This is a genomic window from Comamonas trifloxystrobinivorans (assembly GCF_043359985.1).
In the GTDB taxonomy this organism is placed as follows: Bacteria; Pseudomonadota; Gammaproteobacteria; order Burkholderiales; family Burkholderiaceae_C; genus Comamonas; species Comamonas trifloxystrobinivorans.
The window spans coordinates 155,916-170,529 of the sequence record NZ_JBHZGV010000005.1; the positions used below are offsets into that span (position 1 = coordinate 155,916).

Annotated in this window: 11 protein-coding genes; 6 read left to right on the forward strand and 5 right to left on the reverse strand. The window is 62.7% G+C overall.

From position 1 onward, the window contains the following. Positions 1–43: 43 nt before the first annotated feature. Positions 44–607, reverse strand: coding sequence for an alkyl hydroperoxide reductase subunit C (ahpC, locus tag ACFIQF_RS07140; RefSeq protein ID WP_393941476.1), 564 nt, complete (start codon positions 605–607; stop codon positions 44–46). 408 nt (positions 608–1,015) lie between these two features. Between ahpC and bfr the strand changes: the two genes are divergently transcribed. Further along, a complete protein-coding gene (gene bfr / locus ACFIQF_RS07145; protein ID WP_393941477.1) occupies positions 1,016–1,492 on the forward strand; it encodes a bacterioferritin in 477 nt (158 codons plus the stop codon). Between the two features lie 98 nt (positions 1,493–1,590). Here the strand turns inward: bfr and ACFIQF_RS07150 are convergent, their stop codons facing one another. From ACFIQF_RS07150 to ACFIQF_RS07160, 3 genes are read right to left on the reverse strand one after another with little or no spacing between them, the layout of a single operon-like run. Then, on the reverse strand, positions 1,591–2,556 hold the full coding sequence (locus ACFIQF_RS07150) for an alpha-E domain-containing protein (protein ID WP_393941478.1): 966 nt from the start codon (positions 2,554–2,556) through the stop codon (positions 1,591–1,593). Positions 2,557–2,612: 56 nt separating this feature from the next. Then, on the reverse strand, positions 2,613–4,100 hold the full coding sequence (locus ACFIQF_RS07155; RefSeq protein WP_393941480.1) for a circularly permuted type 2 ATP-grasp protein: 1,488 nt from the start codon (positions 4,098–4,100) through the stop codon (positions 2,613–2,615). 59 nt (positions 4,101–4,159) lie between these two features. Then, positions 4,160–6,871, reverse strand: coding sequence for a DNA internalization-related competence protein ComEC/Rec2 (locus tag ACFIQF_RS07160; RefSeq protein WP_393941482.1), 2,712 nt, complete (start codon positions 6,869–6,871; stop codon positions 4,160–4,162). Between the two features lie 127 nt (positions 6,872–6,998). Between ACFIQF_RS07160 and ACFIQF_RS07165 the strand changes: the two genes are divergently transcribed. The 5 genes from ACFIQF_RS07165 (at position 6,999) to ACFIQF_RS07185 (ending at position 11,671) form a co-directional block, all read left to right on the forward strand. Then, positions 6,999–7,460, forward strand: coding sequence for a RidA family protein (locus tag ACFIQF_RS07165; RefSeq protein WP_393941484.1), 462 nt, complete (start codon positions 6,999–7,001; stop codon positions 7,458–7,460). A 164-nt stretch (positions 7,461–7,624) separates the two neighbouring features. Continuing rightward, a complete protein-coding gene (locus ACFIQF_RS07170; RefSeq protein WP_393941486.1) occupies positions 7,625–8,086 on the forward strand; it encodes a RidA family protein in 462 nt (153 codons plus the stop codon). A gap of 142 nt (positions 8,087–8,228) precedes the next feature. Next, positions 8,229–9,416, forward strand: coding sequence for a M20 aminoacylase family protein (locus ACFIQF_RS07175; RefSeq protein WP_393941488.1), 1,188 nt, complete (start codon positions 8,229–8,231; stop codon positions 9,414–9,416). A 31-nt stretch (positions 9,417–9,447) separates the two neighbouring features. Continuing rightward, positions 9,448–10,452 (forward strand): tripartite tricarboxylate transporter substrate binding protein, encoded by a 1,005-nt coding sequence (locus ACFIQF_RS07180; protein WP_393941489.1) that lies wholly within the window; start codon positions 9,448–9,450, stop codon positions 10,450–10,452. 64 nt (positions 10,453–10,516) lie between these two features. Next, entirely contained in the window at positions 10,517–11,671 is a 1,155-nt protein-coding gene (locus tag ACFIQF_RS07185) for an MBL fold metallo-hydrolase (RefSeq protein WP_393941490.1), read from the forward strand. Between the two features lie 584 nt (positions 11,672–12,255). Here the strand turns inward: ACFIQF_RS07185 and parC are convergent. Next, positions 12,256–14,613 carry a DNA topoisomerase IV subunit A gene (gene parC, locus ACFIQF_RS07190; RefSeq protein ID WP_393941493.1) on the reverse strand — a complete coding sequence of 786 codons (2,358 nt, stop codon included), beginning with the start codon at positions 14,611–14,613 and terminating at the stop codon, positions 12,256–12,258. Position 14,614 lies beyond the last annotated feature (1 nt).

Consider the following 14,614-nt stretch of genomic DNA (forward strand, 5'->3'; position numbering starts at 1 on the left):
CCGGGCGTCAATAGCTACTTACGGAATAGCTGTGCGTAAACGCTTAGATCTTACCGACCAGGTCCAGCGAAGGAGCCAGGGTCTTCTCGCCTTCCTTCCACTTGGCGGGGCAAACTTCACCAGGGTGCGAAGCCACGTACTGAGCTGCCTTGACCTTGCGCAGCAGGTCGTTGGCGTCGCGGCCAATGCCTTCGGCGGTGATTTCCATGGCTTGGATCACGCCTTCTGGGTCGACGATGAAGGTAGCGCGGTCTGCCAGACCTTGGCCTTCACGCAGGCAGTCGAAGTTCTGAGCGATTTGCCAGGTAGGGTCGCCCAGCATGGTGTACTGGATCTTGCCGATGGTTTCCGAAGCGTCGTGCCATGCCTTGTGCACGAAGTGGGTGTCGCAGGAGACGGAATACACTTCCACGCCCATTTTTTGCAGTTCTGCGTAGTGATCAGCCACGTCGCCCAGTTCGGTGGGGCACACGAAGGTGAAGTCAGCAGGGTAGAAGAAGAACACGGCCCACTTGCCCAGGACGTCCTTCTCGGTCACTTCGATGAACTTGCCGTTCTTCAGGGCTTGCGCGGTGAATGGCTTGATTTTGCTGTTGAGTACGGACATTGCTGTTTCCTTCTGGTTAGTAAAAACGTTTGACAGGGATTAGTGTAGGGAAAAGCAGAAAATTAATCTATTCAATTAAATTGATTACATTAATTTGTAAAAGCTATTTTCAAAATCACCAAGCCCAGCAGCTTTCTATATGGGGGCGCTTGCCAAATTTGCAAGCCTGCACGGGCCGCTGCGGCCTGCGGTGCAAGTTAGCACAACGCTGTGACAGCAGGATTGCTTTTTGACAAACCACGGCATCATGCAGGCGCGCCTGCGCACTGTCAAATGAGAACACGACTCAGGCTTACACGCAGCCCAACCGCCAGCCTGCGGGATTAGGCGGCGCGCGGTTTGGCGCACGGCGTTTTCAGCCGCACAATAGAGCCCATTCCCAGAACCCCCAACGAGAAGGAGTCCTCCATGAAAGGCGATCCCAAGGTCATCGGCTTTTTGCAAGCCCAGCTGAAAAACGAACTCACCGCCATCAACCAGTACTTTTTGCACTACCGCATGTACAAGCACTGGGGCTTTGACAAGCTGGCCAAGAAGGAATACGAAGAGTCGATCGGCGAGATGAAGCACGCCGACTGGCTGATGGACCGCATCTTCATGCTCGACGGCCTGCCCAACCTGCAAGACCTGGGCAAGCTGCAGATCGGCGAAGACGTGCCCGAAGCCCTGGCCTGCGACCTGCGCCTGGAGCTGGCCGCGCAAGCCACCATCAAGGACGGTATCCAGCACTGCGAATCGGTGCGCGATTATGTCTCGCGTGATCTGCTGCAAAAGATCCTGGACGACACCGAAGAGCACATCGACTTTTTGGAAACCCATATCGACCTGATCGAAAAGGTCGGCGTGCAGAACTTCCTGCAGTCGATGATGGGCGAGATCGAGTAAGCCAGCAGCAAGCGGCAATTGCCAACCGGCAAACAGCCGCTGCCAACAGCACAAAGGGCGCACCAGGCGCCCTTTGCTTTTTTCTGCCCTGCTTGGACTTATTGGTCGGAGGTCGCCAAAAAATCAGCGCTGATGCGGCCACCCAGCGCGTGAACGCGTTCCAGAAAATGCACCAGATAAGCGTGCAAGCCGGTAGCCAGCAGCTCGTCGATGCGGCCGTATTGCAGCTCGGCCAACAGCAAGCCGGCCTGGCGCTGGGTTTCGGCCGAGTGGTCGTTGGCCACGGCCTCCAGGTTTTGCACCACCTCGGCCATGCAGGCATGCAAGGAGCGCGGCATGTCGCGCCGCAGAATCAGCATCTCGGCCACCCGCTCGGGCGTGATGACGTTGCGGTAAACCTTGCGGTACACCTCGAATGCCGAGACGCTGCGCAAGATGGCGCTCCAGTGGTAGAAGTCAAACTGCGCATTGCCTTTGCCCGGCAAGTGGTTGCCGTGGTAGTCGCTCTTGATGGCATGAAAGCGCACATCCAGCAAGCGCGCCGTGTTGTCGGCCCGCTCCAGGAAAGTGCCCAGGCGCACAAAGCGGAAAGCATCGTCTTGCAGCATGGTGCCCAAAGACACGCCACGCGAGAGGTGCGAGCGGTACTTCACCCACTCAAAGAACTTGGCCGGATCAGTCTCGAACTTCTTGGCCTTGAACAGGCGGTTCATATCGAGCCAGGTCAGGTTCTGCGTCTCCCAGACTTCGGTCGTCAGCGCGCCGCGCACGGCGCGGGCGTTCTCGCGTGCCGCCTGCAGGCAGCAGTAGATGGACGAGGGGTTGGTCTCGTCGCGCACCATGAAGTGCAGCACGCCTTCCAGCGTTACCTCTTCATGGCGCTGGTAATAGGCGGGCAGCAGCTCGCTGATCGAAAGCACGCTCTGCCAAGCCTTGGTGGCAGCAGAAGCAGACTGCGGCAGCATCGAGGTTTCGTAGCTGACGTTCAACATGCGAGCGGTATTCTCCGCTCTCTCCGTATAACGAGACATCCAATAAAGGTGGTCAGCGGTTCTACTCAGCATAGGCAAATTCTTTCTGTCTTCTTGTATGTTGGCGGGGGTGGCAACAGGCCCTGGGCTTATTGCGGCCCGCCCTCCCATTCGCTGTAATCGTCGTCCGGGCTGCGCAACACCCAGGTGTCTTTGGTGCCGCCGCCCTGGGACGAGTTGACGACCAGCGAGCCCTCTTTGAGCGCAACGCGCGTCAGGCCGCCGGGGACCATTTGCACCTGTTTGCCGCTGAGCACAAACGGGCGCAGGTCGATATGGCGCGGCGCAATGCCGCTTTCCACATAGGTCGGGCTGCTCGACAGGCTGAGCGTGGGCTGCGCAATGTAGCCGCTCGGCTTGGCCAGCAAGGCAGCGCGGAACTCCTCGATCTGCGCACGCGTGGAAGCTGGGCCGATCAGCATGCCGTAGCCGCCGGCGCCGTGTACTTCTTTCACCACCAGCTCGTCCAGGTGGTCGAGCACATAGGCCAGATCGTCGGGCTTGCGACACATCCAGGTGGGCACGTTTTTCAAGATGGCTTCTTCGCCCAGGTAGAAGCGAATCATGTCCGGTACATACGGGTAAACCGATTTGTCGTCCGCCACACCCGTGCCCACTGCATTGCAGATGGCGACATTGCCCTTGCGGTAAGCCTGCATCAGGCCGGCGCAACCCAAGGTGGAATTGGGGCGGAACACGGTCTGGTCGAGAAAATCGTCGTCCACTCGGCGGTAGATCACATCGACCCGCTGCAGACCTTGCGTGGTGCGCATGTACAGCACATCGTCGCGCACCACCAGGTCTTGGCCTTCCACCAACTCCACGCCCATTTGCTGGGCGAGAAAGGCGTGCTCGAAATACGCACTGTTGTACATGCCCGGCGTCAGCACCACCACCGTCGGGTTGTTGACGGCATGCGCCGGCGCGCTGGCACGCAAGGTGTCCAGCAGCAAATCCGGGTAGTGGGCCACCGGCGCCACTGCGTGGCTGCTGAACAGTCCGGGGAACAGGCGCATCATCATGCGGCGGTTCTCCAGCATGTAAGACACGCCGGAGGGCACGCGCAAGTTGTCTTCCAGCACATAGTAGGTGCCGCTGCCATCTGCGTCGGCGGCGCGCACGATGTCGATGCCGGCAATGTGCGCGTAAATGTCGAGCGGCACGTTCACGCCCTGCATCTCGGGCCGGTACTGGCTGTTGTCCAGCACCAGATCGCGTGGCACGATGCCGGCCTTGAGAATCTCCTGCTCGTGGTAGACGTCGTGGATAAAGCGGTTGAGCGCGGTCACGCGCTGCACCAGGCCTTTTTGCATCTGCGCCCACTCGTGCGCGGGGATGATGCGCGGAATCAGGTCAAACGGAATCAGGCGCTCGGTGCCCGAGCCGTCCTCGTCCTTTTCGCCGTACACCGCAAAGGTGATACCTACCCGGCGGAACACCAGCTCAGCCTCTTCGCGCAAGGCCTGCATCCGGTCGAAAGGCTGCTGCTGCAACCACTTGGCATAGCTCTGGTAATGCGCCCTCTCCGCGCCCGCTGCGTATGGCAGGCCCTGGTACATCTCGTCGAATTTCTGCATCGGCTTGTCCTTTCTCGCCCAAAGAGCTTAGCAAGTTTCAGGCCAGCCGCCGGTAGGTACTAACCTTCATCGTCCTGCAAAGCAGGATTGAAATTAACAATTTCCGACACAGGTGTTGCGTGCACAGCACCACCTTGGTGCACGCCCTGCTCTGGTGCCAACTGGTGCTGCCAGTAGTGGCGTCGCTGCCAACGCTGGCACTGCAAGGCTTGCGGCTCGTCCGAGCGCCACCATGCCGCACCACACTGCACTGTGCTGGTGAGCGGAATCTGCGCGTCGGCATAGCGCTGCACTATTTTGGGCGTTGGGTGGTTGAAGCGGTTGCGGTAGCCGCTTTGCACCAGTGCCCAGCGCGCCTGCACGGCCGCCAGAAAAGCAACGCTCGACGAGGTGTTGCTGCCATGGTGCGGCACCAGCAAAAAATCAGCGCGTAAAGCCTGGCTTGCAGCCTCTGCTTGCTCTGCCTGGGCAAGCAACAATGCACGCTCTTGCGGCGCTTCCAAATCGCCCACTAGGAGCGCCACAGACCCCGCCTGGCTTGGCGTGGCGGGGGCAGCTTGCACGCGCAGCACACAACTGCTGCCATTGCCGGAGCGCAGGCCATCGCGCCCGCGCCGGGCAGCCCCTGCCTCGCCAGCCGGCGGCTCCACCTCGGGCAAGACACTGAATGGGTGCAGCACCGAGAACCGCACGCCATCCCAATCCCAGGCCATGCCGGCCACGCAATCCTGCCAGGGCCGCAGTTGCGCCAGCCCCAGGTGATCGCGCTCGCTGGCCAACAACGAGCCCATGGCTTGCACCGGTTTGAGCTGTTCCAGCACTGCCGCAGCGCCGCCAGTGTGGTCGGTATCGGCATGGCTGAGTACCAGCATGTCGAGCCGGCCCGACGCCGTGGCTTCCGCGCCCACGGCACGCAAGGTGGGCACCACCACGCGGTCGCCCGCATTGCTACTGGGGCCATAGGCAGGGCCGGCGTCGTACAGCAAGCTGTGCCGGGCGGTTTGCACCAGCACGGCCTGGCCCTGGCCTACATCGAGCGCCAACAAGCTGAACTGGCCAGGCGCCGGCCGCAGCGGCTGCCACCACAGCGCTGGCAACAACAAAGGCAAGCCCAGACAACGCAAACGCCAAGGCTGCGGCAAGGCCATCCACACGCCACCCAGCACCGCTGCCGCTGCGGCCCACCAGGGCGCCACCGGCAACCAAAGCGCTGCATGTGGCCAGCTGGCAAACCACTGCAAGGCGGCCATCAAAGGTTGCATGGCAAGCGCTGCCGCATCCCACAACACGGGCACGGCAACGCCCAGCAAAGCCAACGGCGTCACCACCCAGGTGACCCAGGGAATCGCCAGCAGATTGGCCAGCAAGCCCACCACGGACAACTGCCCGAACAACAGCAACGACAAAGGCGTGATGGCCACCGTGACAATGCCTTGCTCGCGCAGCAAGCGCCGCATGGCGCCCCAAGTCGCCTGGCGCAGACCTGCATCAGCGCGCGCCAGTTGCGACACATCGGACGCAAACAAAATGCCCACCGCCAAAAAACTGAGCCAAAAGCCCGCTTGCAGCAAAGCCGCAGGCTGCACCAGCACCACACACGCGCAGGCCAGCAGCCAGGTCACAGTCCAAGGCCATTGCCGGCCGCTGAGCCTAAGCGCCACCACGACGGCCAGCATCAACACCGTGCGTTGCGCCGGAATGCCCCAGCCGCTGAAAACCGAATACGCCAGCGCAGCCAGCACGCCGCCTACCAAAGCTACGCGCGGCGCTGGCAGCCACAGACACAGCCGCGCACTGCGCCGCCAACCCCAGCCCAGTACCGCCGTAGCCACCCAGGCAAAAAGCGTGATGTGCAGGCCCGAGATGGCCATCAGGTGCGCCACGCCGGTAATGCGAAACACCCGCCAATCGTCGCGGTCGATGGCGCGCTGCTCGCCCGTCACCAAGGCCACCAGCACGCCGGCAATGCGGGCTTGCTCACTTTGCGGCGGCGTGGCCTCTGGCAGCAAGCGCTGCACCATCGCATCGCGCACCCGCTGGCGCAATTGCTCTACCGGATATTCCGCCGTGCTGGCCAGCAGCTGCGGCTGCGGCGCCTCGGCCTGGCGCGGCATGCGAACGTAGCCGGTGGCTTGCACGCCCTGGTCCCACATCCACAACTCGTAGTCAAAACCATGCGGATTGGCGCTGCCGTGCGGCGCTTTCAAGCGCACGGGCAAGCGCCAGCGCTGCCCAGCAGAAAGGCGCGGCAGCTCCGCCGGTTCCGCATCGTCGCCCACTGCGGTGCGGCTGCGGTACCAGGCCAAATCCACCAGCGGCGGCACCGCCACGGCTTGGCCCTGCATTTGCGCGCCCGTGACCGCCAGGCGAAAACGCTGGCCGATGGCGATGGGCAATGGCATGGCCACTACCGTCCCCTCCAGCACCAGATCCACGCCTTCCAGGGCCGGCTCCAGCACGGTTTGCATCTGCAGCTCTGCCCGCCAACCCACCTGGCCCAGCGCCAACACCGCTGCGGCAGCCAGGCACAGCAGCCGATCAGCAACAGCGCTTTGCACCGCAGGCCGCAACAGCAAAAGCAAAAGCACGCTGAGCAAAACGCCCAAGGCCAAGCAGCCGATATAGATAAACGCAGGCCACAATGCTGCTTGCTGCAACTGCCAGGCCGTTCCCAGCAACAGCCCGCACAGCCAGAAGGTTGGCCGCCAATACGCACGCACCGGGGCGAAGGGGTGCGCGTACGCAGGCAAAACAGGCTCGGTTAAAGGCATGAGCCATGCTAGTGGGGGCCGCAGCGCCTCACTTTGCGCCAGTTGGGCATGCGGCGCTTTTTATGCCACACTCGCAGATCCGCATTCCACCACCGCCGCTCTGCCGGCGCAGCCTTTTGAGGAATCCATGAGCGTTTACGACAAACTCCAAGCCCTGAACATTTCCCTGCCGCCGCTGGCTGTGCCCGCTGCCGCCTATGTGCCCTACGTGCAGACGGGTAACACCGTGTTCCTGAGCGGCCACATCGCCCGCAAGGATGGCAAGCCCTGGGTGGCCCAGTTTGGCCGCAACATCACCACCGAAGAAGGCAAGCTGGCCGCACGCGCCGTGGCCATCGATCTGCTGGGCACGCTGCAACACGCCTGTGGTGGCGATCTGAACCGCGTCAAGCGCATCGTCAAACTGATGAGCCTGGTCAACAGCACCGGTGACTTCACCGAGCAGCATCTGGTCACCAACGGCGCCAGCGAGCTGTTCGCCGAAGTGTTTGGTGCCGACAAGGGCGCCCACGCCCGCAGCGCTTTTGGCGTGGCACAAATCCCCATGGGTGCCTGCGTCGAGATCGAGCTGATCGCCGAGCTGGCCTGACAGCGCCCCACCCCGCCACTGCGGCGCCAATGCCTAACCGGCATGGCGCCGCTGCTTTTTTGCATAGCGCCAACGCCGTTGGCGCTGCTAGGATCGGCGCTTCGCGGCCCGAGCGACAGCCATCGCTTGGTGCCAGCCTCTTTAGCCCTGATCCGAGACAAGCCATGAGCGTTTACGACCAACTCCAAGCCCTGAACATCACCCTGCCGCCCGTGCGCACGCCGGCTGCCGCCTACTCGCCTTTCGCTCAAACTGGCCAGCTGGTTTTTATCAGCGGCCACACCGCCAGCAAAAACGGCCAGCCCTGGACGGGCAAGCTGGGCAAGAACATCAGCACCGAGGAAGGCCAGCAAGCTGCGCGCTCGGTGGCCATCGATCTGCTGGGCACCTTGCAAGCCGCCGTGGGTGGCGATCTGAACCGCGTCAAGCGCATCGTCAAGGTCATGAGCCTGGTCAACAGCACTGAAGACTTCACCGAGCAACACCTGGTGACCAATGGTTGCAGCGAGCTGCTGGCCCAGGTCTTCGGCCCCGAAAAAGGCGCCCACGCCCGCAGCGCCTTCGGCGTAGCGCAAATCCCCCGCGGCGCCTGCGTCGAGATCGAGCTGATCGCCGAGGTGGAATAAGCCCGCCGGCCATCGCTCCTTCGCACAACGCGCCGCTGGCGCGTTTTTTCATGCCCGGCAGATTGTCTTTTGAGTGACAAAGTGTTTCCCCGCTGCCTCCCACAATGGCTGTCTGCTTTGCTGCACCCACGCTGAGGTCTCCATGAACGCTCCCCTGCCTGCCAACACACAGCTGCTGGCCGCCGTCGAACAGATAGCGCCCGAGTTCGTCTCCATCCGCCGGGCCATCCATGCCCACCCCGAGCTGGCCTTTGAAGAGCGCCAAACCAGCGATCTGGTCGCGCAAAAGTTGGAACAATGGGGTTACCGCGTGCACCGCGGCCTGGGCACCACCGGCGTCGTCGGCCAACTGGTCAAAGGCAATGGCAGCAAGCGCATCGGCATCCGCGCCGACATGGATGCGCTGCCCATCCAAGAGCGCACCGGGCTCGATTACGCCAGCACCTTGCCGGGCAAAATGCACGCCTGCGGGCACGACGGCCACACCGCCATCTTGCTGTGCGCGGCCAAGTACCTGGCCGAGTCGGTCGATTTCGATGGCACCTTGAACCTGATTTTTCAGCCCGCCGAAGAGAACGAAGGCGGCGCACTGCGCATGGTTGACGAGGGCCTGTTCGAGCTCTTTCCCTGTGACGAGATCTACGCCTTGCACAACGCGCCTGGTTTGCCGGTGGGCAAAATGGCCATCAGTGCCGGCCCGGCCATGGCCTCGTTCGACCGCGTTACCGTCACCCTGCGCGGCCGCAGTGCGCACGGCGCCATGCCGCACCATGGCATTGATTCCATGCAATGCGCCGCCAGCATCGTGCTCGGCCTGCAAGCCATCATCACCCGCGAGATAGACGCACTGCACTCCGCAGTCATCACCGTGGGCTCCATCCAGGCCGGCGAGGTCTATAACATCGTGCCGGAATCGGCCTTGCTCAAAATTGGCGTGCGTACGCTCGATCCTGCCGTGCGCAGCCTGGTGGAAAAGCGCATCCGCCAGTTCATCGAAGGCCAGGCCCAAAGCTACCAGCTCAGCTGCGAGATCGACTACCAGCACAAATACCCGGTGCTGGTGAACCAGCCCGCCAAAACCGAGTACGCCCGCCAGGCCGCCATTCGCCTGCTGGGCGCAGACAACGTGAGCGAACGCACGCCCACCATGGGCAGCGAAGACTTTGCCTACATGCTGCAAAAACGCCCCGGCGCCTACATCCGCCTGGGCAATGGCGTGGGCGAAGACGGCGGCTGCATGGTGCACAACCCTTTGTACGACTTCAACGACAAGGCGCTGGCCATTGGTGCGGCTTTCTGGGCGCACCTGGTGCAAAGCTATCTGCGCTGAACTACACCAACCGCACTGCGCAAGGATTGCCATGCCCACATTGAACCGCCGCCATTTTGTCCAGAGCCTGAGCGCCAGCGCGGCGCTCTCGGCGCTGTCCTCATCCGTCTGGGCGAGCGATGCTTTCCCCAGCAAGCCACTGTCGCTGGTGGTGCCCTACCCCGCTGGCGGAGCCAGCGATGTGGCAGCGCGCATCTTTGCCGAATCGATGAGCAGGACGCTGCAGCAGCAAGTGATTGTCGAAAACATCGGCGGCGGCACCGGCTTGCTCGGCGCCGGCAAGGTGCTCTCGGCGCCCAACGACGCCTACACCTTCTTCCACGGTTCGGCCAATGAGGTCTTTCTGGCCCCGATGCTCAACCCCGCCGCCCGCTACAAGCCGCAAGACTTCAGCTTGGCCTGCCCCACGACCGAGGCGGTGATCGTCCTGATGGTGAAGAATGACATCCCGGTCAAAACCTATGACGAGTTCATCGAATTCGCCAAAAAGCGCCAGGACAAGCCGCTCACCTATGCCACGGTAGGCATCGATTCCATGTACAACCTGATGGGCGACGCCTTGGCGGCGCAGCTCCAGCTGCCTTTTCTGCATGTGCCCTACAAGGGCGCAGCGCCGGCTTTGCAAGACGTGGCCGGTGGCCAGGTGGACTTTGCCATCCTGCCGTACCAGACCAGTTTTGACGGCATGCAGCAGCAAGGCCGCTTGCGCATTCTCACCAGCTTCTCCAAATCGCTGCCCGAACCCATCAAACACCTGCCGCTGATCTCCGCAAGCCGCTACAGCCCCGATTTTGAGCACACCATTGGCGGCGGCTACTTTGTGCGCAAAGGCGCGCCGGCCGAGCGCGTGGCGGTGCTGCGCAAAGCCATATCAAGCGCCTTGGCGACGCCGGAAATTCGCAACAAGCTCGAATCCGAAGGCCGCAACGTGCGCCAACCCATCAGCACACAAGCGCAGGCAGATGAGGTGTTTCAACAGCAATACCAGCGCCTGCAAAAGCTGATCCAAACCGTAGGCCGCAAAGCCCTGGCCTGAACCCGATCAGGCCCTGGATAAGCCGCAGCGATGCGGCTTTTTCTTGACCAGTATCATGGTCACCATGAGTGACCGACCACCCCCTTCCTCCGCACCAGCCACCAGCACAAGTACCTCCCGCAGCGGTTTTCAGCGCCTGCGCAGCGGCTGGCTGGTAGCCACGGCCTGCTCGGTGGCCGCATGCGCCGCAGGGCCGGATGCCGACAGCCTGCGCCGCTACCAGGCTTCGCCGCAGTATTCGGAGCAATACAAGCGCTTTCGCAATGCTCCCAATCCCGATACCAAGCCGCATGCCGGCGGGTTCCAGATCTGGTCGCGCTTTTTGTTTGGCGATAAGACCGGCACCGTGCCGCAAGACCCGATTCCGGTGCGGCAGGTCACGCCCGCGCAACTGCAGGCTTTGCCTGCTGATGCCAACCACCTGATCCGCCTGGGCCATTCCTCGCACCTGCTCAAGCTGCAAGGCCAGTACTGGCTGATCGACCCGGTGTTTGGCGAGCGCGTCTCGCCGTTCAGCTTTATCGGCCCCAAGCGCTTTCACCCCACGCCGCTGGCCTTGCAAGACCTGCCGCCCATCGCCGGCCTGGTGCTCTCGCACGACCACTATGACCACCTGGACGAGCCGACCATCCAGTTTCTGCACGGCAAGGTAGAGCGCTATTTTGTGCCGCTGGCCGTGGGCCAGCGTTTGCGCGCCATGGGCGTGGCGCCCGAGCGCATCACCGAGCTGGACTGGTGGCAAGCCGAGCAGCATGCCGGCGTTACCGTTACTGCCACGCCCTCACAGCATTTCTCCGGCCGCACACTGAGCGACCGCAACAGCACCTTGTGGGCATCGTGGGTGCTGCAAACAGGCGGGCAGCGCATTTTCTACAGCGGCGATTCCGGCTATTTTCCCGGCTTCAAAACCATTGGCGACACGCTCGGCCCGATGGACGTGGCACTGATGGAAAACGGTGCCTACGACGCCTATTGGCCCTCCGTCCACATGACGCCCGAAGAAACCGTGCAAGCCTTTGTCGATGTGCGCGGCCAGTTGCTCTACAGCGTGCACAACAGCACCTTCGCCCTGGCCATGCACGCTTGGCGCGAGCCGCTGGACCGTTTGTCCGCACTCACTGCCCAGCGCGGCCTGGCTTTGGCCACGCCCGAGATTGGCGAGGTGCTGACCGTTGGCCAGCCACGCGAGAACGCTTTGTGGTGGCAAGGTTTGCGGTAGATTTGGCGCGGCAGCGCCTGGCTTGCCGTTTACAGCGGGCAGTTTATCTAACTGGCGTTGGCTGCTTTGCTTGCCGCAGCTGGCCGGGTCTCGCCCCGGCAGGCGACCGTCTTTCTTGCTGCACGGCAAGAAAGTCGGCAAAGAAACGTGCCCTACATCCAGCGACCCCGAAAGCTTCGCAAAGCGAATCTTTCAGGGCAACCTGCGGCCACAGCAAACGTCGGCGTGCAGACGAACTCACTCCGCGCCAAGGCGCTCCGTTCAAACAGCGTCTGCAAGTCAGAGCACGAAGTTTGGCTGTCCTGCGGCAGCCAAAGCGCCGCCGTTTGCTGCGTCCGCAGGCACTGGCTAAAGGGGTGGAGAAACAGCCAACAGCCTGCGAGAGTTGCGCCGTTTGACTACCCTACATGGCGCTGGAGTAGGCTGCCTGTGACCTTGCATCTTGGATGCTCCAAACGGTTAGTGCCACTCCAACGCCACGCACCAAGCACTCAGCACTCAGCACTCCGTAACGGTGCCAACAAAAAGACCAGCACAAGACAGGTCTTGGCTGGTCTTCATGTTCAGACTCAAGCGTCAGGCTCTTATTCCAGCCGCTCGATACCCGTCGGCTTGAAGGTCCAGCCTGTGGCCTTGCCCTTGCTGGCGCGCTTGCCGGCGGCATTGTTGAGGCTGCGGATCTCCAGGGTTTCTTCCTTTTCCTTGCCGCCTCGGCCGGTGCCGCTGATCTGCACGCTGCGGGTGTAGGCGGCAGCGCCGGCCAGCGTGTCCTTGCCTTCCAGCTTCATCAGCTGCAGGCCGCGGCCGCCGGTCATGGTTTTGAGCTCGGACAGCGGGTAGGTCAGCACATTGCCGCCGGTGGACAGGCAGGCCACGTGCGTGGCTTCGGCCAGCTCCACGCTGCCGTTGGTGCCGCCGATCAGCGATGGCTGGCACAGCGTGTCGCCCTCGTTCAGCGTGACAAAGGCCTTGCCCGCCTTCTGGCGCGAAACCATGCTTTCGACCAAGGCCACAAAGCCATAGCCGGCGCTGCTGCTGACCAGCAGACTGGCGCTGACCGGGCCGGCAAAGTAGAACTGGATTTGCGTGCCCGCTTCCAGGTCCATCATCGTCGTGACCGGCTGGCCGTCGCCGCGCCCGCCGGGCAAGGCGGACACCGCGATCGAGTAGACGCGGCCATTGCTGCCGAACACCAGCAGCTGGTCGACCGTGCGGCATTCAAAAGTGCCGTACAGGCTGTCGCCGGATTTGAAGCTGAAGCTGCCCGCCTCATGGCCATGGCCGGTGCGCGCACGCACCCAGCCTTTTTCCGAGACCACCACGGTGACCGGCTCGTCGACCACCTTCACTTCGGCCACGGCTTTTTTCTCTTCTTGGATCAGCGTGCGGCGGGCGTCGGCGAACTGCTTGGCATCGGCCTCGATTTCCTTGACCATCACGCGCTTGAGCGAGTTCGGGTTGGCCAGAATGTCTTCGAGCTTGCCCTTTTCATCGCGCAGCTCTTTGAGCTCTTGCTCGATCTTGATGGCTTCCAGTCGTGCCAGTTGGCGCAGGCGGATTTCCAGAATGTCTTCGGCCTGGCGTTCGCTCAGGTCAAAGCGCGCCATCAGCGCCGGCTTGGGCTCGTCGCTGGCGCGGATGATGGCGATCACCTCGTCGATGTTCAGCAAGATGAGCTGGCGGCCTTCGAGGATGTGGATGCGGTCCAGCACCTTGTTCAGGCGGTGCTGCGAGCGGCGCGTGATGGTGTGCTGGCGGAACTCGATCCACTCTTCCAGCATCTGGCGCAGCGATTTTTGCGTGGGCTTGCCGTCGATGCCGACCATGGTCAGGTTGATCGACGACGAGGTCTCCAGGCTGGTGTGCGCCAGCAGGCAGGTGATCAGCTCGGACTGCGGCGTCTTGCCCGTCTTGGGCTCGAACACCAGGCGCACGGCCGCGTCCTTGCTCGATTCGTCGCGCACGCCGTCCAGCACCGACAGCACCGTGGCCTTGAGCTGGGTTTGCTCTTGCGACAGGGTTTTCTTGCCGGTCTTGACCTTGGGGTTGGTCAGGTCCTCAATCTCTTCGAGCACTTTTTGCGACGAGACACCGGGCGGCAGCTCATTCACCACCAACTGCCACTGGCCGCGCGCCAGCTCTTCAATCGTCCAGCGCGCGCGCACTTTGATCGAGCCGCGGCCGCTGCGGTAGGCATCGGCAATGTCCTTGTCGCTGCTGATGATCTGGCCACCGCCAGGGTAATCCGGGCCGGGAATGATGGCGTGCAGATCGGCATCCGTCATCGCCGGCTTTTTGATCAGCGCCACGCAGGCGTCGGCCACTTCGCGCAGGTTGTGGCTGGGGATTTCGGTGGCCAGACCCACGGCAATGCCGCTGGCGCCGTTGAGCAGCGAGAACGGCAGGCGCGCTGGCAACTGGGCCGGCTCTTCTTCCTTGCCGTCGTAGTTGGGCACAAAGTCCACCGTGCCCATGTCGATCTCGTCGAGCAGCAAGGTGCTGATCTTGGCCAGACGCGCTTCGGTGTAACGCATGGCAGCGGCGCCGTCACCGTCGCGGCTGCCGAAGTTGCCCTGGCCATCGACCAGCGGGTAGCGCTGCGAAAAATCCTGCGCCATGCGCACCATGGCGTCGTATATGGCCGAGTCACCGTGCGGGTGGTACTTACCCATGGTGTCGCCCACCACGCGGGCGCTCTTGGCCGGAGCCGCGCCGTGCGTGGCGTTGGCGCCCGAGAAGCCCAGGCCCATGCGGCCCATGGTGTAGAGAATGCGGCGCTGCACGGGCTTTTGGCCGTCGCAGACATCGGGCAGCGCCCGGCCTTTGACGACCGAGAGCGCGTATTCGAGGTAGGCGCGCTGCGCGTAGTTGCCCAGGTCCAGGCTGTCGCCGTTGCCCGGCGGGGTGGTGGAGGAGAACTCCAGACCGGTTTGTTCACTCATC